The sequence below is a fragment of the Nocardia amikacinitolerans genome (assembly GCF_900215415.1).
GTDB classification, from domain to species: Bacteria; Actinomycetota; Actinomycetes; order Mycobacteriales; family Mycobacteriaceae; genus Nocardia; species Nocardia amikacinitolerans.
In genome coordinates, this window is the sequence record NZ_OBEG01000006.1 from 239,918 (window position 1) to 262,017 (window position 22,100).

At 66.0% G+C, this 22,100-nt stretch carries 19 protein-coding genes; 15 read left to right on the top strand and 4 right to left on the bottom strand.

The annotated features are described in order from the left end of the window. The first annotated feature begins 58 nt into the window (after positions 1-58). The 5 genes from CRP45_RS25705 (at position 59) to CRP45_RS25720 (ending at position 8,418) form a co-directional block, all read left to right on the top strand. Complete coding sequence (locus CRP45_RS25705; RefSeq protein WP_097247371.1) at positions 59-1,675, top strand: nuclease-related domain-containing DEAD/DEAH box helicase; 1,617 nt, start codon at positions 59-61, stop codon at positions 1,673-1,675. After that, the gene (locus tag CRP45_RS25710) at positions 1,672-4,836 is read left to right on the top strand and encodes a helicase-related protein (RefSeq protein WP_097247372.1); all 3,165 of its coding nucleotides are present in this window, start codon (positions 1,672-1,674) and stop codon (positions 4,834-4,836) included. The genes CRP45_RS25705 and CRP45_RS25710 overlap by 4 nt, the downstream gene beginning before the upstream one ends. Continuing rightward, positions 4,833-6,725, top strand: a complete 1,893-nt coding sequence (drmB, locus tag CRP45_RS33515; RefSeq protein ID WP_143861543.1) for a DUF1998 domain-containing protein — start codon at positions 4,833-4,835, stop codon at positions 6,723-6,725. Before CRP45_RS25710 ends, drmB begins: the two co-directional genes overlap by 4 nt. Continuing rightward, positions 6,722-7,822 (top strand): DEAD/DEAH box helicase, encoded by a 1,101-nt coding sequence (locus CRP45_RS25715; RefSeq protein ID WP_097247373.1) that lies wholly within the window; start codon positions 6,722-6,724, stop codon positions 7,820-7,822. Before drmB ends, CRP45_RS25715 begins: the two co-directional genes overlap by 4 nt. An 89-nt stretch (positions 7,823-7,911) precedes the next feature. Then, positions 7,912-8,418 (top strand): hypothetical protein, encoded by a 507-nt coding sequence (locus CRP45_RS25720; protein WP_245910435.1) that lies wholly within the window; start codon positions 7,912-7,914, stop codon positions 8,416-8,418. A gap of 6 nt (positions 8,419-8,424) precedes the next feature. On the opposite strand, the gene CRP45_RS25725 is transcribed toward CRP45_RS25720, so the two are convergent. From CRP45_RS25725 to CRP45_RS25735, 3 genes are all read right to left on the bottom strand, one after another. Continuing rightward, positions 8,425-8,715: a hypothetical protein gene (locus CRP45_RS25725; protein ID WP_097247374.1), complete on the bottom strand. Its 291-nt coding sequence runs from the start codon at positions 8,713-8,715 to the stop codon at positions 8,425-8,427. Between the two features lie 154 nt (positions 8,716-8,869). Next, positions 8,870-9,883 carry a Gfo/Idh/MocA family protein gene (locus CRP45_RS25730; protein WP_097247375.1) on the bottom strand — a complete coding sequence of 338 codons (1,014 nt, stop codon included), beginning with the start codon at positions 9,881-9,883 and terminating at the stop codon, positions 8,870-8,872. 41 nt (positions 9,884-9,924) lie between these two features. Then, positions 9,925-10,926: a LacI family DNA-binding transcriptional regulator gene (locus tag CRP45_RS25735; RefSeq protein WP_097247616.1), complete on the bottom strand. Its 1,002-nt coding sequence runs from the start codon at positions 10,924-10,926 to the stop codon at positions 9,925-9,927. Between the two features lie 277 nt (positions 10,927-11,203). Here CRP45_RS25735 and CRP45_RS25740 point away from each other — a divergent pair, with 277 nt between their 5' ends. The 10 genes from CRP45_RS25740 (at position 11,204) to CRP45_RS25785 (ending at position 20,327) form a co-directional block, all read left to right on the top strand. After that, the gene (locus tag CRP45_RS25740) at positions 11,204-12,100 is read left to right on the top strand and encodes a TIM barrel protein (protein WP_097247376.1); all 897 of its coding nucleotides are present in this window, start codon (positions 11,204-11,206) and stop codon (positions 12,098-12,100) included. A gap of 12 nt (positions 12,101-12,112) precedes the next feature. Beyond that, the gene (locus tag CRP45_RS25745) at positions 12,113-13,111 is read left to right on the top strand and encodes a sugar ABC transporter substrate-binding protein (protein WP_097247377.1); all 999 of its coding nucleotides are present in this window, start codon (positions 12,113-12,115) and stop codon (positions 13,109-13,111) included. 11 nt (positions 13,112-13,122) lie between these two features. Then, positions 13,123-14,175, top strand: coding sequence for an ABC transporter permease (locus CRP45_RS25750; protein WP_179831018.1), 1,053 nt, complete (start codon positions 13,123-13,125; stop codon positions 14,173-14,175). Further along, positions 14,172-14,957 (top strand): ATP-binding cassette domain-containing protein, encoded by a 786-nt coding sequence (locus tag CRP45_RS25755; protein WP_097247378.1) that lies wholly within the window; start codon positions 14,172-14,174, stop codon positions 14,955-14,957. The genes CRP45_RS25750 and CRP45_RS25755 overlap by 4 nt, the downstream gene beginning before the upstream one ends. Further along, positions 14,954-15,910, top strand: a complete 957-nt coding sequence (iolC, locus tag CRP45_RS25760) for a 5-dehydro-2-deoxygluconokinase (RefSeq protein ID WP_097247379.1) — start codon at positions 14,954-14,956, stop codon at positions 15,908-15,910. The genes CRP45_RS25755 and iolC overlap by 4 nt, the downstream gene beginning before the upstream one ends. Beyond that, complete coding sequence (locus tag CRP45_RS25765) at positions 15,907-16,812, top strand: Cgl0159 family (beta/alpha)8-fold protein (protein WP_097247380.1); 906 nt, start codon at positions 15,907-15,909, stop codon at positions 16,810-16,812. The genes iolC and CRP45_RS25765 overlap by 4 nt, the downstream gene beginning before the upstream one ends. After that, complete coding sequence (gene iolB, locus CRP45_RS25770; RefSeq protein ID WP_067781899.1) at positions 16,809-17,702, top strand: 5-deoxy-glucuronate isomerase; 894 nt, start codon at positions 16,809-16,811, stop codon at positions 17,700-17,702. Before CRP45_RS25765 ends, iolB begins: the two co-directional genes overlap by 4 nt. Continuing rightward, complete coding sequence (iolD, locus tag CRP45_RS25775) at positions 17,693-19,537, top strand: 3D-(3,5/4)-trihydroxycyclohexane-1,2-dione acylhydrolase (decyclizing) (RefSeq protein WP_097247381.1); 1,845 nt, start codon at positions 17,693-17,695, stop codon at positions 19,535-19,537. Before iolB ends, iolD begins: the two co-directional genes overlap by 10 nt. A 221-nt stretch (positions 19,538-19,758) precedes the next feature. Further along, positions 19,759-19,965, top strand: a complete 207-nt coding sequence (locus tag CRP45_RS25780; protein WP_011210759.1) for a cold-shock protein — start codon at positions 19,759-19,761, stop codon at positions 19,963-19,965. Positions 19,966-20,120: 155 nt separating this feature from the next. Continuing rightward, the gene (locus CRP45_RS25785) at positions 20,121-20,327 is read left to right on the top strand and encodes a cold-shock protein (RefSeq protein WP_067781904.1); all 207 of its coding nucleotides are present in this window, start codon (positions 20,121-20,123) and stop codon (positions 20,325-20,327) included. Positions 20,328-20,365: 38 nt separating this feature from the next. Here the strand turns inward: CRP45_RS25785 and CRP45_RS25790 are convergent, their stop codons facing one another. Beyond that, positions 20,366-21,175 (bottom strand): nucleotidyltransferase domain-containing protein, encoded by an 810-nt coding sequence (locus tag CRP45_RS25790; protein WP_097247382.1) that lies wholly within the window; start codon positions 21,173-21,175, stop codon positions 20,366-20,368. Positions 21,176-22,100: the final 925 nt, after the last annotated feature.

Genomic DNA, 22,100 nt, shown 5'->3' on the forward strand with positions numbered 1-22,100 from the left:
CTGAGCGAATCTGGCCCGATAGCTTGATGATACGTTTACGAGACCGTTGGGAGGGTATATGCGGGTCGTTCCGAGTGAGATCTCGAGAAGCACCAAGAGTCACGCCGAGCGCAGTGTGTTCGCAGCGCTCAAGAAGATCCCTGATGATCAGAGCGTCGCACTGCACGCCGTTCATCTGCCCCAACACCACAAGAAGCGCGTCGGCGAGATCGACTTCGTCGTCATCATGCCGCACATGTTGCTCTTCATCGAAGTCAAAGGTGGCCGCGTCTGTGTCCGAGACGGGCGCTGGTACTACGGGCCACCTGGCCGTGAAGAAGGCCCGAAGGAGAGCCCTTTCGCACAGGCTAGTGGAGGTATGCACGAGTTCGAACGCGAGATCGGCGAGCGGATCGGCCACCTGCGAGACCACGGTGTCCCCAGCGGATATCTCGTGATCACTACGGATGTCGACATCCAACGCACGACCGAGTTCGAGCCGGAGCAGTACATCGGCGCAACTGCGTACGCAGGAGGACGAGGCCTGGAGCAAGGCATTAAGCGCGCCACTCGTTTCTGGCTGGCGCGAAACAGGTGGGCCCGTACTCCCATCTCCGCCTCGCTGCGTGCGAAGATGCTCGATGCCGTACGGCCTGAGTTCGACCGTGTACCCAATCTGCAGTCCCGGTTGACGAGTCTCGAGGTCGCCTTCGAACGCCTCACCAATGAACAAATCGACAGACTCGACGAGCTGGAGTCCAACCCGCGCCTCATATGGACCGGCGGCGCAGGCACCGGCAAGACGTTCCTCGCCGCCGAGGCAGCTCGACGAAAGTCCGCCCACGGCAGCGTCCTATTCACCTGTGCGAGTCCTACACTGGCTACCCACCTGCGTCGAATCCTCGCCGACCACCCGATCACCGTCCTGCCGTTCGACCGCCTGGACGAACTCCGCGGCCGTACCTTCGACCAGCTCATCGTAGACGAGGCACAAGACCTGATGACCTTCGAGAGTCTTGGCATCTTGGAGGAACTCGTCTCCGACGGCCTCACCGGCGGCCGATGGATCTTCATGCTCGATCAGAACAACCAGGTATTGGCTCCGGACACCTACGAGGCCGACGCGTGGAACCTCCTGCAGTCTATGGGCTCCACATACGGGCCAATGAAACGGAATTGCCGCAATACTGTGCAGATCGTCACCCAGGTTCGCGCCTACACCGGAGCGGACCTCGGCGTCGCGTCTGCAGGCGAGGGAGAGCCGGTCCGCTTCATCGACGTACAGAATGCTCAGGAGGAGGCCACTGCTCTCGACGACTACGTGAACGAACTCGTGGCGGAGGACGTTTCGCCGCGTGACGTCACGCTGTTGTCCGCTTCCGGGGAGTGGGAATCGAGTTCGGCTCGCCTGTCGCAGCGATCCTCCAGGATCGAGCGATTCACGGACGTAGTCGGGGCTGACCGTAGGAAGCCCCGTCTAACCTGGTCCTCCGTCTCGGACTTCAAGGGGCATGAGAATCACGTCGTCTGCCTGATCGACTTCGGACCGGAGCACCTCGAGGATCGCCTCGACGCGCTATATGTAGCTTGGACCAGGGCTCGTGCCCAGCTCTGGGTCGCTTGCCAGCCTGGCGTTCGCGAGAGATTGAAAGAGTTGAGCATCGCCGTACTGGTGGAGGAGGGGCGTCTGGTATGAACGACTCGGAATCGGCACTTTCTGAGCACCGGCGCCAGTTCGTGAGATATCTCCGCCGGCAATTGGTCGGCCCGGCAGGCGCCGACGACGAGACTCTCGTCGACCCCCCTGACCGACGGTACTTGATGGGCACGTTATATCCGCGTGGAGCTTCCTTACTGGAGCACTCGCAGGAGGATGCCGAGCAGACTTTCAGCGAGACGGCGGCCGGCAACGGTGAGGAGGACAGGTTCGCCGACGATCCTGTGGCCGAAGCAAATGCGTGGCTTCCCTCATCGCTCGGATTCTCCTTTTTCACCGATGCCCGACAGATCGAGGTGTCCTGCAAGGCTTCTCGCTACTTGACACTGCGCGAGGGAGGGCGCCGCAGCTGGCAACGACAACCTCGACTTTCCGCAACGGTGCCCGTCGTTGCGGAACAGCAGACAACAGCGATCGATGTTCTCGATGGGCACGGTCGTCTCCATATACGTTGGCGCCCTTATGGACTGGGACATCTCGTAACTTGTGTGCTGGCGAATGCGCACAACGAAGAGGAGAGTGCTCACCGGGACCGGGATCTGATGCTTTTCCAGGCTGAGTTGGAGGCAACAACACTCGGAGGAAAGATCCTCGAGTATCCGAGCACCCGTCTCAACAGTCGAGACGAAGAAGAGCAGGAGCTTCGCGTTCAATACCGGCACATCGTTACCAGAGCGGTGGGTCACGGCTGTGCCGTCGTGTGGAACGAAAAGTCCGACCAAGTCACCACAGTGCGAGCGCAGGTCATGCCTGAGCAGGTGGTTGAGCACATCAAACCTGATGGGCCCAAGGATCTCCCGGTACTCAATCTCGCGCACTTGTCCCAACCTGAGCTTGCGGAAGACGACCTCCGGACCGGTCTGCACTCTTTTATCCTGGGCTATCGAAAGTGGTTCGAAACCCAGCAGTCGGAAGCGGAATCCCTGAAGGAATGGGCGGCCAACCCCGCCAAGCGCATCCTCGAACGCATCGATACCGTGCTCGAACGCATGACGTCAGGTGTGGAGGCACTTACTGCATCGACACTGGCAGGAGCCAAGGCGCGCGAGGCATTCCGTCTTGCCAACCGGGCTATGGCGCTTCAGATGCTCCACAGCCGTCGGGAACTGGCGGGCAGCCGTCGGCGCAGGGGAAGTGAAGTGCTCGAACAGACAGAGCCTGACGGAGACTATGCGTGGCACCCGTTCCAACTCGCCTACTTTCTTCTAGTGGTCGAGAGCCTGATGTATCCAGGTAGCGAACACCGCAAGACAGTCGACCTCATCTGGTTTCCCACCGGTGGCGGCAAGACAGAGGCGTACCTTCTCACTGCCTGCTTCGAGATCCTTTGGCGCCGACTTCGATACGGACCAGAGGGAGGCGGTACAGCAGTTCTGAGCCGATACACACTGAGTCTGCTCACCACCCAGCAGTTCCAGCGCACGGCGACGGCTGTCTGTGCACTGGAATACATCAGGAGAGGACACGACGGCCCCCTACTTCACGACCTGGGAGACGAGCCCATCTCCATCGGGCTCTGGGTCGGTCGGGAAACGACGCCCAACAGGATCTCCGCCGCTCAAGACGAGCTTCATGTGTTGAAGGGGATGCCCAAACCTGATGATCGCTTTCTGCTGGAGCGCTGCCCCTGGTGCGGCACCGAAATCGTTCCGAAACGAGGCGGGAAGGACAAGGACTTCGGTATTCGTGCTGACGGAGTCACCACCTCGTTCTTCTGTCCCCGCAACTCGTGTGTCTTCCACGACTGGCTTCCGGTTTCCGTTGTAGACGAACAGATCTACAAGGAACCTCCGACCTTCGTGCTCGGGACCGTGGACAAGTTCGCGCGCCTGGCGTGGGAGCCAGACGCGGGGAACCTATTCGGTAGCGAGGGGAAGCGCGCGCCTTCCCTGGTGATTCAGGACGAGTTGCACCTGCTGGCTGGACCTTTGGGAACAACGGTCGGTCTGTACGAGTCGGCGATCCTCGAACTGTGTGCCTGGGGCGGCACCGTGCCGAAGATTGTCGCCTCGACCGCTACCATCCGACGTTCGCAGGATCAGATTCGCCACCTTTATGGGCGCCCGGCGCAACTCTTTCCACCGGCGGGGATCAACGCTGGGCGCTCCTACTTCGCCTCGCCAGACGAAGAAAAGCCCGGACGTCTGTACGTGGGTGTCATGGCTCAGGGGCACACCGCCTCCACCGCGACAATTCACGTGGGGGCCGCCGCGCTACAGGCACCGATGGAGATCTGCGCCGACGACGCCCTTCGCGATGCCTACTGGACGGTGGTTGCGTACCACAACAGCCTTCGGGAACTTGGTCGAACGGTCACGATCGCGCGCGACGACATCCCTGCACGTCTCGAGCATCTGACCAAGGACCACACTCTGCGCAGGAGTTTGAGCGACGATTCGGTAGCCGAGCTCACGAGCAATATTCCGCGCACTGATCAACCGGAGCTTCTCGACCGTCTGGGCAAAAGCTTGGAAGAACATGACAGCATCTCGTTTCTCGCCACTACCAACATGCTTGCTGTGGGCGTCGACGTGCCACGGCTCGGCCTCATGCTCATGAACGGGCAACCCAAGACGACGTCGGAGTACATCCAGGCCACTAGCCGGGTGGGTCGAAAAAAAGTGCCCGGATTGATCGTCACGCTCTTTCGCTCGACCAAGCCCCGCGACCGTTCTCACTACGAGTCGTTCGGCGCCTACCATCGCTCGCTGTACCGGCACGTCGAGCCCACCAGTGTCACACCGTGGTCCATGCCCTCCCGCAACCGCGCCCTACACGCGGTGCTCACGATCCTCGTTCGTCACGGAATCGGCTTGAACGCGGAGAACAAGGCGGGGGAAATACTCGATCACACAGACGAAGTGGTGCGCGTCCGCGACATTGTCGTGAATCACGTACGGCGGGCCGATCCAGAGGAGGCCGATGCCGCGGCCGAACAACTCGACGCGCTGATAGCGGCTTGGCAGCAGGAGGCTGAGATCTTGCGCGGTGACGGCGGCCGACTCTACTACCAACCGCAGGGTCGCTTGTACACATCGCTCCTCACCGATTTCGGCAAGCAAGGTGGCCTGTGGGAGACGCCACAGTCGATGCGCAACGTCGATCGCGAGTGTCTTGTTGCCGTGAGAGGAACGCCGTGAAGGATATTCGCCGCAAGGTGCGCAGAGCACAGACCATTGTTCCCTTCGGCGTCGGCGGGATTATCGACCTCCGCGGCGAATCATTCGTAGGTGCCGATATCCGGAGTTGGGCAGCCAATGGCGAGCGCGTGGAATCGCCGCGGCTCGCAATGAAGCTGGGGGTTGAGGGCTTCCGATCAGCCCCCGTCATCCCCTCCGGCAAGGCTGCTTACACGACCCGTATCGGGCCTACATACGTACGATTTCCGAAGTGGCTGTTCTGCCCTCAGTGCAGAGGCATGCAGTACTGGCGCCAGGATCTCGAGCAGCGGGACAAGCCACCGACCTGCCGTCGGTGTCCAGCAAAGGCGCACCTGGCTCCGATGCGTTTCATCCAGGTATGCAGGGCAGGTCACATGTCTGACATCGATTGGCACTGGTGGGCTCACTCCAAGCACGAAGGACATGCTCAGCGCCAATGCCAGGTTGTTGACAGGCTACGATTCGTCGCTACTCCCGAATCCTCCGGGTTGGAGGCCCTCCGAGTCGTCTGCCTCGTCTGCCGGGCCGAACGCAGTCTGGCGGGGCTCAGCCAAAAGGACATCCTCAAGCAGTCACGCGTGAAGTGCCGCGGAACCCATCCCTGGCAGTACGGGACCGATGAGGCCGTTTCATGCGAGGAAGTGCCCCAAGCGGTACAGCGTGGTGCATCCAACGTGTACTTCCCAATCACGCACTCGGCGCTCGACATTCCGGCGCCCAGTGGTTTGCCCGAAGATGACGAGTTGACACAGAAAGTCATCAACAACGCGCTGTGGCCAGATTTCGTCAGTTCGGATAGCAGCCCGGCCGCCGACGCCTACAAAAAGGTTATTGCTATTCAGTGTGGAGTGTCGGAGGAATTCGTCGAGAATTTGCGAAACCATCATGTTTCCAGGGCTAGGTCGAGCGTGAAGGCGGTTGACCCGGACGAGGATCTCAGCATTGCTGAATGGGCGGCTTTCTCCGCGCCTGAATCCGTCGCTGAATCGCAGACGTTCTCGGTCCGCCGAACTGATCTCGGTATCAGGCCAGGTGATCCCGGATCCATGCGAATATTGGCCGCGGCGATCTCTGCGGTCGTTGTGGCGGATCGTGTCCGTGAGGTTCGTGCGCTCGAAGGATTCTCACGTTACGAGCCCAGCGCGGGCGACGAGGAGGATAGGGGCGGGATCGTGGTGTCGGTCAACACAGCGAGCCGGGCGCGGTGGCTGCCCGCCATCGAAACGTATGGCGAAGGTATCTTCATTGCCGTTGACGAGAAAAGGTTGAGTGCCTGGGAGCGTCTTGAACCGGTCCGCGGATGGACGCGACGGATCGAGCGCAACTTGGACGCCTCCTTTCAAGCCGATCGTCTGAGAAGTAAGTCCGGTCCGGAACTTCTCCCGCGATTTGTGATGCTGCACACCCTTGCTCATCACTTCATCCGCCAGCTCTCCTACGACAGCGGGTATAATGCCGCGGCGCTGCGAGAACGTGTTTATGCTCGAAGTCATCCCACGGCTAGTAAACTTCCGCCACAATCAGGGGTTTTCATCTACACGGCGGCTGGGGACGCTGAAGGGACATTGGGCGGACTCGTTCGCCAGGGGCAACCACCGAACCTCTCGGAGACTCTTATCCGTTTGCTCGAATCGGCGCAGTGGTGCTCCCAGGACCCGCTATGCGCCGACTCCACCGGAAGGTCTCTGGCAAACCTCAACCGAGCTGCGTGCCACGCTTGTACGCTTCTCCCCGAAACATGCTGCGAGATCGGAAACACCCTTTTGGACAGAATATTGCTGATCGGAAACGGCGAAGTTCCCGGGTTCTTCCAGGAAGTCGTTCAGGCCGCACTCGAGGAATCGGCCGAAGCTGTCGATCGACAATGAATGTCCCTTCCCTCCTCGACCTCGACGGTGAGCAGCGGAAAGTCATTGATCTTCCGTTCGATGGATGTTACATCATCACTGGAGCCACTGGGGCAGGAAAGAGCGTAATGGCAATTTACCGCGCGTGGATGCTGGCAACTGCTGGGCGCGCAGTCACCTTGTTGACGCACTCCAATCTCCTGCATCAATATCTCGGACAACTGGCCCCTGATCTCACGGAAGCCCTCGATGTCACCACCTATCATCGGTGGATCAGAAAATTCTGGTGCGAACATTTCGAAACCGATCTCCCAAAGATAGACGATGATGGCTGGAACTACGACTGGGTTGAGATGCAGCGGAATTGCATCCGTAAGAAGGTCAGATCTGCCGCGCATTTGGTGATCGACGAGGGGCAGAACCTGCCCGTCGGCTTGTATCAATTTTGTCGCATCATTGGTATCGACATCACAATTATTGCGGACCAGAATGAGCCAATCGGTGATGATCAAACTACTGTGGCTGAGATGTGCCGTATACTGGCCGTTGGTGCTGATCCGATCGTGCTGCATGAGAACCGCCGGAGCACTCGTGAAATTGCCTTGCTGGCATCAAAATTCGCTATGGACACCCGCCGCGAGATGTCCTTGCCGCGACGCGGCGGCTGTTCCCCGAGGGTACTGAGAGTGTCCTCTCTGAAACAATTCCTCGGCGAAGTCCGCCAACGCTTCGACAAACATCCCGAGCAAAGTGTGGGGATCATATGTCGGTCAACTTATCTGCTACGAGAGGTTCAGGGCGAACTCACGCAGCTTGGCCTATCGAAATACACCCAGGCCTATGTGAACGGCGATCAGTATCGCAATACTGTCGATTTCTCGATGCGCCCAATACGGATCCTCAGCACGGCCAGTATGAAGGGCCTGGAGTTCGACAGCGTCTTCGTCCCGGACCTGGACGCGTACACGGAGGATCCGACGAGTGTAGAGGCGCGCCTTCGATTTTTCGTGCTATGCAGTCGCGCTCGCGAAGATCTCTGCTTTGCCCACCGCGGCCCTCGAGAGCCAGCCATAGTGGCAACCATCCCGGAGTCCGTGCTGCTACGCCTCACCGGCTGACTTTGCAGCGCCGTGCAACGCGGCATCGACGTTGCACCCCATGACCCACACTTGCCGCATCGGCGATCGCATGGGTGCGCACCCGCCGCGTGAGGCTCGGCCTCGACGGCGTGGGGACGTTCGCCGCGACGACGTTGATAGAGCGGGCGAAGTGGCGGAGAAATCAAGATGGGCGGTGGGACGACAAGCGGTTGGCCGCGCATTCGGAGTACGCGAACTCCGTCAAAACCTGTGCGCAGCTGGCTTATCGGGTGACGGCGACGAGGGGGTATCCCGCGAACGATCAGCCGATCGACGGGCTGATGGCCTTGGCGTCGGCGGATGCGGACAGAACAGTGAAGTGGGAGAGCGTGCTGCTGCTCGGTTCTCCCGCGGCGATCTCCGCCTCCGCTGCACGCCATTGGCACGAAGGGATGTGGAAGCTGAGCCTGGTCGCGAGGCTGCAGGATGTCGATCACGCGGTGTACGTTGAGCTGTTCGATTCGATCGGGCGGAGGCGCAACGAATTCTACGAGTGCGCCCGCGCCGATCTCGGTATCAGGAGCGGCACTCTCCCGCCGGATGACCGAGCTTGGCTTCCTCCGGCGGGGGCGTGAGACCGGTCAACGCGCGGTGTGTATGAACTGCCAGGCCGCCAATCCCAGCACTGCGATCCCGACAACTAACGTCACCAACCCACTCATCATCAACCGCACCGTAATCCGGTGCAGCCGCTCATGCCGCTGGCGGTTCTCGAAGAACTTGTCGGTAGGGACGATGTCGCCGATGAAGCAGGATTCGGAGGATTTGATGGCGCGGGCGGCGAGGGAGTCGGTGATGCCGCCTGCGGTGAGGGTGAGGAGGGCGGTGGCGATGCAGGTGATGGAGACGGTGGTGAGCGCGACGTTGAGCATGGGACCCCCGGTGAGCCGGGCCCGCCGGTGTGCGGCGGGCAGTTGTCCTGGTGGCACTAGTTTGGCGGTGGGGTCCGACATGTTCGGCTGACATCTGGGATCGTTGCGGCGGGGTGGGCGAGGGGCTCCTTTCGGGAAAGGGCAGGCGGCGGGCTCAGCGGCGCACTTCGGTGAGGGCGACCGGCCGGCGCTCGGCGCGGGAGAGTTCGCAAGCCTCGGCGATGTAGAAGGCTTCGAGGGCGTCGGCGATGGTGCAGGGGCTGGGTGCGGTTCCGGTGGCGACGGCGACGAAGGTGGTGAGTTCCTCGGTGTAGGCGCGGCGGAATCGTTCCATGAAGCCGGGGTAGGCGGGGTCGGGGGAGGTGGGGTGGTCGGGTTCGACGGAGTGGAGCGGGGCGCGGTCGTCGAGGCCGACGATGGCGTTGCCTCGGGAGCCGAGCACTTCGAGGCGGACGTCGTATCCCGCGCCGTTGTAGCGGCCGAGGTTGACGGTCGCGAGGGTGCCGTCGTCGAGGGTGAGCAGGACCGCGGCGGTGTCGATATCGCCTGCGGCGGTGAAGAATTCGTCGCCGCGGTTGGCGCCGCGAGCGTAGACCTCGGTGACTTCGCGGCCGGTGACCCAGCGGATGATGTCGAAGTCGTGGACGCCGCAATCGCGGAAAAGGCCACCGGAGCGGGGGATGTAGTCGGCGGGTGGCGGGGCGGGGTCCAGTGTGGTGGCTCGCAGGGTGTGCAGCCAGCCGAGTTCGCCGCCGGCGACGGCCGCGCGGGCGGCGCGGTAGCCGGCGTCGAAGCGGCGTTGGAAGCCGATCTGCACGGGAACGGCGCTGTCGCGCACACGGTCGAGCACGGCCAGCGTGCCGTCGATGTCGCGGGCGACCGGCTTCTCGCAGAAGACCGGGATACCGCGGTCGATGGCCGCCGCGATCAGCGCGGGATGGGAATCGGTCGCGGTGGCGATGACGAGCCCGGTGAGGTCGGCGGCGAGGAGCGTCTCGATGTCCCCAACAGCCTCGACGCCGAGTTTGGCCGCGGTGGTGCGCGCGCGGGTGGCGTCGAGGTCGGCGACGACGACGCGATCGACGCCGGGGAGTCCGTGCAGTGTTTCGGCGTGCGCCGTGCCGATGCGGCCGACGCCCGCGAGGCCTAATGTGACGGTGCTGCTCATCGATCCTCCTCGGTGGGAATGCGATTGCGTGCCTGAAGGTTTCAGCCGGGCGCGGCGGTGGTGCCGCGGACGACGAGCTCGGGTTCGAGCCTGCGACGGACGGGGTCGGTGCGGTTGTCGCGCAGACGTTCGGCGAGCGCTTCCACGGCCAGCTCGCCCATCCGGACGCGCGGCTGGTCGATGGTGGTGAGCGCGATGTGGCGCAGCGCGGCGAGCGAGGTGTTGTCGTAACCGACGACCGAGACGTCCTCCGGCACACGCAGTCCGGCTTCCTCGAGCGCGGACATGGCGCCGACCGCGTTGAAGTCGTTGCCGCACACCAGCGCGGTGGGAAAGTTGCCGGGCGAGAAGATCTTCAGCAGTTTGCGCACCCCGGCCATGCCTGCCGAGTCGGTGTGTTCGCTGGAGATCACCATCGGTTCCAGACCGTGTCGCGCCATCGCGATGCGGTAGCCGCGGCGGCGCGCGGCGGCGGTGAACGCGGCTCCGCCGTCGAGGTGCACGATTCGACTGTGGCCCAACGAGACCAGATGGTCGACGGCCAGTGCCGCGCCGAGTTCGCCGTCGTCGTTGACGGTGTCGACGCCCGCGATCGTGGAGCCGCGTGAGACCAACACGAGCGGAACCTGCTGCGCCGCTTGACGAATCGCCGCAGCGGGCAACACGGGGGAGAGCAGGATGATCCCGCCGGGCCGGAACGACAGCAGGCTCTCCAGCGCGGTGCGCTCGCGAGCGGCACTGCGGCGGCCGGTGTTCAGGATCAGTTCGAGCCCCGACCGCTGCGCGGCGGCGTCCATCCCCTCCACCACGTCGGCGAAGAAGGCGTTGCGCAGATCCGAGACGAGGACGCCGACGATATTGGAGGTCCGGCTGGCCAGCGATCTCGCCATGATGTGCGGCTGATAGCCGAGCTCACGCGCGGCCTCGAGCACGGCACGGCGCCGGTGCGCGCTGACCTTGGGCGAATCCCGCATGACAAGGGAGACCAGCGCGCGGGAGACGCCCGCGCGTGCGGCGACGTCCTCCATCGTCGGTCGCGCCATCTCGCCTCCGTCCGCCATTCCGAACCCCGGCTCGCCGAAGCCGCGCCGGCTGCCGGATCGGACGTTACACGGGGCGCGGCGCGGCATCAATGGAGCGCTCTAATCGGACATTGCCAGACGATCGCCCCGCGTCCTCTTGCCATGCCGGGCAAAGAAATACGAGGTGGAGGCGCGGAAACGCGCGGGAGTCGCACCCCTTGACACGATGTGGCCTGCGTTACATAGTTGGAGCGCTCCAAAGCGAGGGCACCTGTTCACCTCGAAGGTCGGAGAGACGATGACCGAACCTCTCTACCCGCTACGCATCGCGGCCGCACCGATCTCCTGGGGCGTGTGCGAAGTCCCCGGCTGGGGCCATGTGCTCGAGGCGGGAACCGTGCTGGCCGAGATGGCGCGGTTGGGCATCACCGCGACCGAACTGGGCCCACCCGGCTACCTCCCGGATGACCCGGCGGTGCTGCGCGCTTTGCTGGACCGCTTCGGCATCCGCGCCGTCGGCGGGTTCCTCGCGCTGCCGCTGCACCGTGCGCCGGAGGACGCGCTGGCCGCAGCGCAACGAGCGGCCGCGCTGTTCGCCGCCACCGGAGCGGAGGTCCTGGTGCTGGCCGCTGCCACCGGCCTGGACGGTTACGACGCGCGCCCCGAACTCGACGTCGCCGAGTGGCGAACCCTGCTGGACACCGCCGCGGCCGTCCGCGACCTCGCTGCGGCGCACGGCCTGCGCACCGTGCTGCACCCGCACGTCGGCACGCACGTGGAGACCGAGGCCGAGGTCGAACGGTTCCTCGCGGACTCCGACCTCGATCTCTGCCTCGACACCGGCCATCTGCTGATCGGCGGAACCGACCCCGTCGACCTGGCCCGCAGGCACCCGCGCCGCATCGGACACGTCCACCTCAAGGACGTGCGCGCCGAACTGGCCAACGAAGTGCACAGTGGCGCAATCGAATACAGCGAGGCGGTGCGACGCGGGCTCTACGCACCGCTCGGCCGGGGCGACATCGATATCGCGGCACTCGTGCGCGCGGTCCGCGAGGCGGGCTATCGCGGCTGGTACGTCATCGAGCAGGACACCGCGCTGCGACCGACCGACCCCGTGACCTCGGCAAGCCGCGACGCGCAACACAGTCTGCGCTACCTCGCCGAGCTGGGCGTCGCATCGGCGTCACGGTAGGAGGCGTGCCGGATGTTCGGACGAAAAGTCGCTGCCACCCAGAGATTCTCGTTGCGCGCGGCCCTGTCGCTGGCGGCCGTCGCGGCACTGGCCGCATGCAGCGGCCCGGGCGCGGACGTAGTCGGCACCACCCAATCACCTGTCGCCGCAGGCGAATTGGAGTCCGTCGCGGTGGTGACCCACGGCAGCGCGGGCGACGCCTTCTGGAACGTGGTCAAGAACGGTGCGGAGGCCGCGGGCAAGGAACTCGGCGTCGCCGTGCAATACAACTCTTCCGGCGATCCCGGCCAGCAGGCGAAGCTGATCGACAACGCGGTGGCGCAGGGCGTGGACGGTCTGGTGGTCTCGATGGCCAACCCGGAGGCGCTGCGGCCCTCGGTGGAGCGCGCGGTGGCGGCCGGAATCCCGGTGGTCACCATCAACTCGGGCGAGAGCGAGAGCGCGAAGTACGGCGCGTTCGCGCACGTCGGACAAAGCGAGGGCTTGGCGGGCCAGGCGGCGGGCAGGCGGCTCGCCGACGCCGGACGCACGAAGCTGCTGTGCGTCATCCACGAGGCGGGCAATATCGGTGCCAATCAGCGCTGTGACGGCGCGACCCGCGCGTTCGGCAACGGCGCGACGCTCCAGGTCGACATCAACAACCCCACCGACGCCCAATCCCGAATCAAGGGGGCGCTGGAGGCCGATCGCTCGATCGATGCCGTGCTGACGCTGAACTCCCAGGTCGCGGCCCGCGCGGTGGACGCGGTGCGCGAATCGAGATCCGCCGCCACGGTGGCGACGTTCGACCTGAACACCGACGTGGTCGAGGCCATCCGGGCGGGTGCGCTGCTGTTCGCGGTCGATCAGCAACAGTACGAACAGGGCTACCTGCCGATCGTGCTGCTCCAGCTGTATCGCACGAATCTGAACACGGTCGGCGGCGGCGCGCCGGTGCAGACGGGCCCCGGCTTCGTGGACGCCGACAACGTCGAGGCCGTCGCCACGCTCGTCGCCCAGGGCACCCGGTGAGGAGCACGAACATGACCACGACGACCGAGCCCACCGAGGTCACGCCGACCGGCCGCGCCGAAGGACCGAGCCTCCTACAGCGCTTGGCGGTGCGACCGGAGATCGGAGCCGCCCTCGGCGCGCTGCTGGTGTTCGTCTTCTTCTCGCTCGTCACCGACCGCTTCCTCAGCCCGCTCGGGATCGCGACCTGGCTGGACGACGCGTCCACGCTCGGCATCATGGCGGTCGCGGTGGCGCTGCTGATGATCGGCGGCGAATTCGACCTCTCGGCGGGCGTGATGACCGCCTCGACCGCGCTCGTCACGGCGCTGCTCGCGGTGCACGCGGGGTGGAACGTCTGGTTCGCGCTGCTGGCCTCGCTGGTGTTCGCGCTGACCGTCGGCGCGTTCAACGGCTGGGTCGTGATGCGCACGGGGCTACCGAGTTTCATCGTCACGCTCGGCACTTTCCTTGCGCTGCAAGGGCTCAACCTCGGCGTCACCCGGTTGGTCACCGACACGGTCCAGGTGTCCGGCGTGCGGGCCGCGGACGGCTACGAGTCGGCGGGCTGGGTGTTCGCTGCCACGCTGAACATCGGCGACGCGCGCATCCAGGCCTCGGTGGTGTGGTGGATCGTGCTCACCGCGATCGCCTCGATCATCCTGGTGCGCACCAAGTTCGGCAATTGGATCTTCGCGGTCGGCGGCTCGCTGACCAGCGCGCGGGCGGTGGGTGTCCCGGCGGACCGGACGAAGATCCTGCTGTTCATGGGGACCGCGTTCGCGGGCTGGGTGGTCGGCTCCTGCAACATCTTGCGTTTCGCCAGCGTGCAGGCCAACCAGGGCGTCGGACTCGAGCTGCACTACATCATCGCGGCCGTGGTCGGCGGCTGCCTGCTGACCGGCGGCTTCGGCTCGGCGATCGGCGCGGCCATCGGCGCGCTCATCTTCGGCATGGCGCGCCAGGGCATCGTGTTCGCGCGCTGGGACAGCGACTGGTTCATGCTGTTCCTCGGCGTGCTGCTGCTGGCCGCGGTGCTGGTGAACAACAGATTCCAGAAGCGAGCGGAAAGGGTGCGCCGATGACCGCCCCCCTGATCGAGACGATCGACATCGGCAAGAGCTACGGCGGCGTCGTCGCGCTGCGCGACGTGTCGACCGTAGTGCGGGCGGGCGAAGTCACCTGTGTGCTCGGCGACAACGGCGCGGGCAAATCCACACTCATCAAGATCCTCGCCGGTGTGCACCGGCACGACAGGGGCGAATTGCGCGTCGAGGGCGAGCGGGTCCGATTCGATTCGCCGCGTGCGGCATTGGATCGCGGCATCGCGACCGTGTACCAGGATCTCGCGGTGGTGCCGTTGATGAGCGTCTGGCGCAACTTCGTGCTCGGTTTCGAGCCCACGATCGGATACGGGCCTTTCCGGCTGCTCGATCGCAACGCCGGGCGCGAGATCGCGCGAAAGGCGCTGGCCGACATGGGCATCGAGATCGAGGACATGGAACAGCCGGTCGGCACCCTCTCCGGCGGACAGCGGCAGTGCGTCGCGATCGCCAGGGCCGTACATCGCGGCGCCAAGGTGCTCATCCTCGACGAGCCGACCGCCGCGCTGGGCGTGAAACAGGCCGGGGTGGTGCTGAAATACGTGGTGCAGGCGCGCGAACGAGGCCTCGGCGTCGTCCTGATCACGCACAATCCGCACCACGCCTACCCCGTCGGCGATCGCTTCCTGTTGCTCGAGCGCGGCACGGTGCTCGGCGCCTACGAGAAGTCCGAGATCGACCTGCCCGAGCTGACCAGGCAGATGGCGGGCGGAGCCGAATTGGACGCGCTGCAACACGAATTGGCGCGGGTGATCGGCTCGTGACCGGGTCCGCAGGGGCGGGCACGATCGAGGCGCTGACCATCGGCCGCGTCGGGGTCGATCTGTATCCGGAGCAGAGCGGCGTCCCGCTCGCCGAGGTGCGGTCGTTCGCGAAATCGTTGGGCGGCACGGCGACCAACGTCGCGGTCGCCGCCGCGCGCCTCGGCCGTCGCTCGGCGGTCCTCACCAAAGTCGGCCCGGACGGCTTCGGCGCGTACGTGCGCGCGGCGCTCACCGAGTTCGGGGTCGCGGCGGACTATGTCGGCACCGCGCCGAATCTGCTGACACCCGTGGTCTTCTGCGAGCTGAACCCGCCAGCCGATCCGCCGCTGCTCTTCTACCGCGCCCCGATCGCGCCCGACCTCACCCTCACACCCGAGGACGTGCCGTGGGATCTCGTCGACGCCGTGCCGCTGCTGTGGGTGACCGGCACCGGCGTCAGTGCCGAACCCGCGCGCGGCACCCAGCGCGCGATCCTGGAGCGCCGCGCCCGGCGCGGCTACACGGTCCTCGACCTGGACTATCGGCCGATGTTCTGGCCGGACGAGGCGACCGCGCGCGCCGAGATCGGCTGGATGCTCGACCACGTGAACGTCGTCGTCGGTAACCGCGCCGAGGTCGGCATCGCGGTCGGCACGACCGATCCCGACGCGGCGGCCGATCGGCTGCTGGCGCGCGGGGTCCGGCTGGCGGTGATCAAGCGCGGCGCCGAGGGCGTGCTCGTGGCCACCGCAGACGGGCGCTGGACCGTACCGCCGTGCCCGGTGGCGGTGGTCTGCGGGCTCGGCGCGGGCGACGGCTTCGGCGGCGCGCTGATCCACGGGCTGCTCGCCGACTGGGACCCGCACCGCATCGGCGTCTACGCCAATGCGGCGGGTGCGCTGGTCGCGTCCCGGCTGGCCTGCGCGGACGCCATGCCGACGGCGGCGGAGATCGAGGAGCTGCTGTGCCGATGAACCCCGTTCCGCACCTGACCGACGAGCGCTGGGCCGAGCTGCTGCGCGTGCGCGCGACGGACCCCGCCGCCGTCGAACGGGCCTACGCCAAGCGAATGCGGCGGTCCGCCCTGCTCTCGGAACGCGAGACGCTGTTCCTCGTCGCCGCCGACCATCCCGCGCGCGGCGCGCTCGGCGTCGGTTCGGACCGCACCGCGATGGCCGATCGGCGCACCCTGCTGGAACGGCTGCTGATCGCGCTGGCCGACCCGGCGGTGGACGGCGTGCTCGGATCGCCGGACGTGGTCGAGGAGCTGCTGTTGCTCGACGCGCTGGACGACAAGGTGGTGATCGGTTCGATGAACCGCGGCGGCCTCGCGGGCGCCGAATGGGAGATCGACGACAGGTTCACCGGTTACGACGCCGACGCCCTGGTCCGCTACCGCCTCGACGGCGGCAAAATGCTGCTGCGCCTTGTCGATTCGGATCCCGGCACGGTGCCCACCCTGCACGCCTGCGCGCAGGCGGTGTCCGAACTCGCCGCGCACGGGCTGATGGCGATGGTGGAACCGCTGCCGTACCACCGCGACGCGTCCGGCGCGCTGGTGATGAGCAAGGACGCGCCCTCGCTCACGCGGGCCATCACGGTCGCCTCGGGCCTCGGGGTCACCTCGGCCTACACCTGGCTGAAAATTCCGGCCCCCGAGGACAGTTCGGTGTTGGACGCCACCACGCTGCCGGTCGTCGTGCTCGGCGGCGTGCCCTCCGGTGATCCGGCGGCGGACCTGGCCGCCTGGGGCGGCGCGCTGCACCACGACGTCGTGCGCGGCCTTGTGGTCGGGCGCACCTTGCTCTATCCGCCGGACGGCGATGTCGCCGCCGCCGTCGACGCGGCGGCACGAATGCTGAAGGAGTCCCGATGACACTGCATCGTCCGGCCGGGACATTGGCCGACGGCCGAGATCCGGTCCTGCTCACCGCCGAGGACGCCGGATGGCGCTACACAGGGCTGCGGGTGCTCGAGCTCGCACCCGGCGAGACCAGAACCCTGTCCACCGGCGAGTACGAGGCGTTCGTGCTGCCGCTGTCCGGCTCCTGCGTCGTCCGGGCGGACACGCTCGTCCTCGAATTGCGCGGGCGCGACTCGGTTTTCACCCGCGTCACCGACTTCGCGTACGTACCGCGCGATGCCGAGGTGACGTTGTCCAGCGCCGGTGGCGCGGTCCTTGCCATGCCCATGGCCAAATGCGGGCGGCGGCTGTCGCCGAAATACGGCCCGGCCGAAGAAGTTCCGGTCGAGGTGCGGGGCGCGGGCCGGGCGACGCGGCAGGTCAACAACTTCGGCGTGCCCGGTGTGTGGGCACACGCGGACAAGCTCAACGCCTGCGAGCTGATCACGCCGGACGGCAACTGGTCGTCGTACCCGCCGCACAAGCACGACGAGGCGAGCGCGTGCGAGGTGGTCAACGAGGAGATCTACTACTTCCGCATCGCAGGCCGCGACGGCGTCACCCCATCCCGCGAGGGCTTCGGCCTGCACCGCGTCTACACCGCCGACGCCGAGGTGGACGAGAACGTGGCGGTGCGCGACGGCGACGTGTTCCTGGTGCCGCGCGGCTACCACGGTCCGTGCGTGGCGGCGCCCGGCTACCCGATGTACTACCTCAACGTGCTGGCCGGTCCGGCGCCCGAGCGGTCGATGGCCTTCTGCGACGATCCGGCGCACGCCTGGATCCGGGACGGCTGGGCGGGGGAGCAGCCCGACCCGCGCTGCCCGGTCACCGGCCCGGAGGGGCGGTCGTCGTGGAACTGACCACCGCGCAGGCCCTGGTGTCCTGGCTGATCGCGCAGCGCTCGGAGACGCTGGACGGCGCGGACGTGCCGCTGTTCCCTGCCGTCTTCGCGATCTTCGGACACGGCAACGTGCTCGGCCTCGGCACCGCGCTGCACGAACGCCGCGACGAGCTGCCCGTCTGGCGCGGACACACCGAGCAGGGGATGGCGCTGGCGGCCGTCGGCTACGCCAAGGCCACGCATCGACGCCAAGTCGGCGTCGCCACGTCCTCCATCGGGCCGGGTGCGCTGAACATGGTGACCGCCGCCGGCGTCGCGCACGCGAACCGGCTGCCGCTGCTGCTGCTTCCCGGCGACACGTTCACCGGACGCGCCCCCGACCCGGTGCTGCAACAGGTCGAACACTTCGGGGACGCGACCGCGACGGTGAACGACGCGTTCCGCGCGGTGAGCCGCTACTTCGACCGGATCACCAGACCCGAACAGCTCATCGCGACGCTGCCGCAGGTGGCGCGGGTGCTGACCGATCCCGCCGACGCCGGACCGGTCACCCTTGCGCTGCCACAGGACGTGCAGGCGGAGACCTTCGACTTCCCTGACGCGCTGTTCACCCCCGTGCAGCACCGCGTACCGCGTCCCCGCCCCGATGTGCGCGCGCTGACCGAGGCCGCCGCGGCCATACGCGCCGCGCGGCGACCGCTGCTGGTGCTCGGCGGCGGCGTGCGGTACGCGGGCGCGGGCGCGATCGCGGTGGAATTCGCGGAGCGGCACGGCATTCCGATCACCGAGACCACCGCAGGCCGCACACTGGTGCCGCACGACCATCCGTTGCACGCGGGCCCACTCGGCATCACCGGCTCCGCGTCGGCGAACACGCTCGCCGCGGACGCGGACCTGGTGCTCGCCGTCGGCACCCGGTTGCAGGACTTCACGACGGCCTCGTGGACGGTCTTCGCGCCCGACGTCCGCGTGGTCACGATCAACGCGGCCCGCTTCGACGCGGTCAAGCACGGCGCGTTGCCGGTCGTCGGCGACGCGGCCGCCACCCTCACCGAGCTGGGCGAACACCTGCCCGGATGGACCGCGCCTGGCGACTGGACTCGGCGCGCCGCACCGCTGCGGGAAACCTGGGACGCCCAGATCGACAAGCTGCGCGCGCCGACGCCGGGCACGCCCAGCTATGCCCAGGTCGTCGGCATCGTCAACGAGCTCTCGACGCCCGAGGACTACGTCATGACGGCTTCCGGCGGGCTGCCGGGCGAGCTGATCGGCGGCTGGCGCGGCGCGGGCGGGACACCGAGCATGGACGTGGAGTACGGATTCTCTTGTATGGGTTACGAACTCGCGGGAGCGTGGGGCGCCGCCATGGCGCACGGGGGCGGTCTGGTCACCACGTTGCTCGGCGACGGCTCCTACCTGATGCTGAATTCGGAACTGTTCTCGGCGGCCTTCGCCGGGCACCCGTTCGTCGCCGTGGTGTGCGACAACGACGGCTACGCGGTGATCGCGCGCCTCCAGGAGGGACAGGGCGGCGCGGCGTTCAACAATCAGTACGCCGACTGTCGGACCACCCTCGCCGACCCGCCGCGCGTCGATTTCGCGGCGCACGCCACCGCGCTCGGTTGCTCGGTATTCGCTGCAACTAGTACCGACCAGTTTCGAATCGCCTACCACCGAGCGCGGGCGGCCGCGGTCGCGGCGTCGCGTCCGGCGGTCGTCGTCGTGCGGACGCGGGCCGCCGACTGGACCGAGGCCGGTGCGTGGTGGGAAGTCGGTGTGCCGCAATACCTTTCCGGCCGCGGCGACTACGATGCGAACAAGCCCGCGCAGCTGCGCTATGTGCGGGGGCGATGACCCGTTCGCATGCTCGGCCGTGTACGTCGGTGTACAGACCTGTTCGCTGGGCGGTCGACACCCGGTCCGGATGCGAGGTGACAGACACAGACCCCGATGAGCGTTGAATAGCTCACAGTGGATGGGGCCGAATGTGGAGAAATTCGTCGGATGATGGCATTGTGGATCTACGAGACCGGGGTGTCAATGCAAGTCCCTGGCTCGTCAACAGAAAGTATGAAATGGCTCAAGGCATCGTTAAGTGGTTCAACAGCGAGAAGGGCTTCGGCTTCATTGCCCAGGACGGCGGCGGTCCCGACGTCTTCGTGCACTACTCGGCTGTGAGCGGCTCGGGTTTCCGGTCCCTCGATGAGGGGCAGCGCGTGGAGTTCGAGATCGGCCAGGGACAGAAGGGTCCGCAGGCCCAGGACGTCCGCGTCGTCGCCTGATTCGACACGCACTTCGAGGCTCCGCACCAGTACGGTGCGGGGCCTCTCGTCTTTCTCGGCTCGGTGGGACTCGCCGGAACCGGCACACGATGGACCGAGCGGCACCGGCCGTTGTACCCTTCCCCGGTTCTGCGCGTTCGGAGAAGGTGCGGCGTATGGCTCTGGGCACAGTGATGTGGTTCGACACCGAAAAGGGATTCGGTTTCATCGCCCAAGACGGTGGTGGCAAGGACGTGTTCGTGGACTACCTGGATCTCCAGGGTTCCGGGTTCCGATCCTTGACGGCCGGGCAGCGGGTGGAGTTCGAGCTGCGCCAAAGCAAGTCGGGGCCGGAGGCGATCGCCGTGCGGGTCATCGAATAGGCGTACCCCGGCGCGTGACCGCCACCTTCCAACGGCGTCTACCGAGTCGACAGTGCTTGCGCGCGGAAGAACTCAGCGGTCAGCGCCCGTGCGCGTCCCAGGTCCCGCTCGCCGGGCCGCGGGAAAGCATCTGCCGCGCCGTCGAATTCGCTCGCGATGAACCTGGCGATCGGCGTGGGCACGGCGCCGCTGCCCATTTCCCTTGTCCGCGATTTGAGTTCGGTCAGCTCGGCCACGGCCGCGACCAGGTCGGCGGGCAATGCGCACTGCGCGAGCAGCGTCGGCAGATGCATCGGCGCCACCGCGGCTTCGGGATGCTCGCGCAGCCACCGCAGCGCCATCGCGGGACGCAGCGCGTAGAAGACCTTCTTCAGTGATCGGTTGCGGTCGAACAGTTCCCACTGCCGAGCGCCGAGGTGCAGGTAGTGCCGCGCCACCTGATCGCGGGCGGCGACCTGCTCGGCCAGCGCCCGCAAGTCGGCGCGAAAGCTCGCGTCGCCGCGGTACACGATCGGCGACATCAACCACTCGATCAGCACCGCGTTGCCTTTGGCCAACAGCCGCAACGCTTTACCCAGATCCCAGCCGTTGACGTCGAGCAGCCCGACGAGCGGCGTCTCGATCACATCGCGCGTCCGCCACGGCGACAGATAGGTGTCCAGCGGCGCCACGTACACGAAGCGGCAATCGTAGTCGGAGTCCGGCGAGGGGAAACCCCAAGCCCGGCTGCCACTTTCGATGGCCAAGCGCACCTGGACGCGCTGCTCGCGCTCGATCCGGTCCAGCTCGGCGTCGACGGACCCGACCACGGTCGGATCCATCGACTCCGGAACAGCGCGCAACGACATGGGCCGATCGTATGCGCGAGGGTGTGTTCGCTTCAGCTCATTTTCGGGCCTGCTGGGACGCCGCCGGACGCGGTGCGATGGTGTTGCGTGTCGTGACCGCGGCGTATCCAGGTCGGTCCTCGGCGGCGTTCGTCGCCGGTGCGCGGTCCACGAAACCCCGCCGGGATCCTGCGGCGTCGCGTGACGGAGAACGGGCGGGTTCGTGCGTTCTCGCAAGCTCAGGGCGGCGGTGTACGGAAGGAGGCTCGGGGGAGTGTCCAGCCCGCCGTCCGCACCGCGCCGCGCGGTTCGGCTCGACCGACGTCGCGGGTCGCGCAGCCGGTTGCTGTGGCGCGCGGTCGGCATCCGTGTCCCCCGTGGAATCGGCGTTTTCGGCTGCCATTGTCGAATATGCAGCGAATTGCCGACCAATAACCCGAGTGGATGCGAGCCGAAAAATATCGGCATTACCACGACCCCCGTTTCCGGGCGGGTTCGTGCCCGCAGTGGGCCCGTGAGCCAATTCCGCGACCGCCTCGGAAGTCGCCATTCTCAGAGTTTCTCCGGCGATTCCTCAGAGTTCTCTCAGAAATTGACATAAGCTGCACGCGCGTATGATCTGGACGGCTGACCATCCTCTGGCAGCTGCAAACATGCAGGTAGATGCCTGTTTTTGGAGGCAGATTCATGGGATGTGTAGTGATCGGCGCCGCATCGAATATTCGAATGTAGTGTGCGTCACAATTTTCCAGAATTTCGTAACCGCGTTCGCGACACCGCCGATGTGCCGTGTGTCAGCCAGTTCGACTGGATAATTTCGAGGAAGAGGAATTCTTATGATCCCCGTTATCATCGACACCGGTAGTGCCGCCATCGACGGTCTGTTCAACACTCTCGGTGCCGCGCTGCACGGTGTGCTGAACACCCTGTGGACGGGTTCCTTCGG

Excerpts from the sequence above, each read along its gene's own strand:
- CRP45_RS25715 (WP_097247373.1), top strand. The coding sequence starts at position 6,722 with ATGAATGTCCCTTCCCTCCTCGACCTCGACGGTGAGCAGCGGAAAGTC.
- CRP45_RS25780 (WP_011210759.1), top strand. The coding sequence starts at position 19,759 with ATGGCTCAAGGCATCGTTAAGTGGTTCAACAGCGAGAAGGGCTTCGGC.
- CRP45_RS25730 (WP_097247375.1), bottom strand. The coding sequence starts at position 9,883 with ATGAGCAGCACCGTCACATTAGGCCTCGCGGGCGTCGGCCGCATCGGC.
- iolB (WP_067781899.1), top strand. The coding sequence starts at position 16,809 with ATGACACTGCATCGTCCGGCCGGGACATTGGCCGACGGCCGAGATCCG.
- CRP45_RS25740 (WP_097247376.1), top strand. The coding sequence starts at position 11,204 with ATGACCGAACCTCTCTACCCGCTACGCATCGCGGCCGCACCGATCTCC.
- CRP45_RS25750 (WP_179831018.1), top strand. The coding sequence starts at position 13,123 with ATGACCACGACGACCGAGCCCACCGAGGTCACGCCGACCGGCCGCGCC.
- CRP45_RS25710 (WP_097247372.1), top strand. The coding sequence starts at position 1,672 with ATGAACGACTCGGAATCGGCACTTTCTGAGCACCGGCGCCAGTTCGTG.
- CRP45_RS25735 (WP_097247616.1), bottom strand. The coding sequence starts at position 10,926 with ATGGCGCGACCGACGATGGAGGACGTCGCCGCACGCGCGGGCGTCTCC.
- CRP45_RS25755 (WP_097247378.1), top strand. The coding sequence starts at position 14,172 with ATGACCGCCCCCCTGATCGAGACGATCGACATCGGCAAGAGCTACGGC.
- CRP45_RS25745 (WP_097247377.1), top strand. The coding sequence starts at position 12,113 with ATGTTCGGACGAAAAGTCGCTGCCACCCAGAGATTCTCGTTGCGCGCG.
- CRP45_RS25790 (WP_097247382.1), bottom strand. The coding sequence starts at position 21,175 with ATGTCGTTGCGCGCTGTTCCGGAGTCGATGGATCCGACCGTGGTCGGG.
- CRP45_RS25705 (WP_097247371.1), top strand. The coding sequence starts at position 59 with ATGCGGGTCGTTCCGAGTGAGATCTCGAGAAGCACCAAGAGTCACGCC.
- CRP45_RS25785 (WP_067781904.1), top strand. The coding sequence starts at position 20,121 with ATGGCTCTGGGCACAGTGATGTGGTTCGACACCGAAAAGGGATTCGGT.
- CRP45_RS25725 (WP_097247374.1), bottom strand. The coding sequence starts at position 8,715 with ATGCTCAACGTCGCGCTCACCACCGTCTCCATCACCTGCATCGCCACC.
- CRP45_RS25765 (WP_097247380.1), top strand. The coding sequence starts at position 15,907 with ATGAACCCCGTTCCGCACCTGACCGACGAGCGCTGGGCCGAGCTGCTG.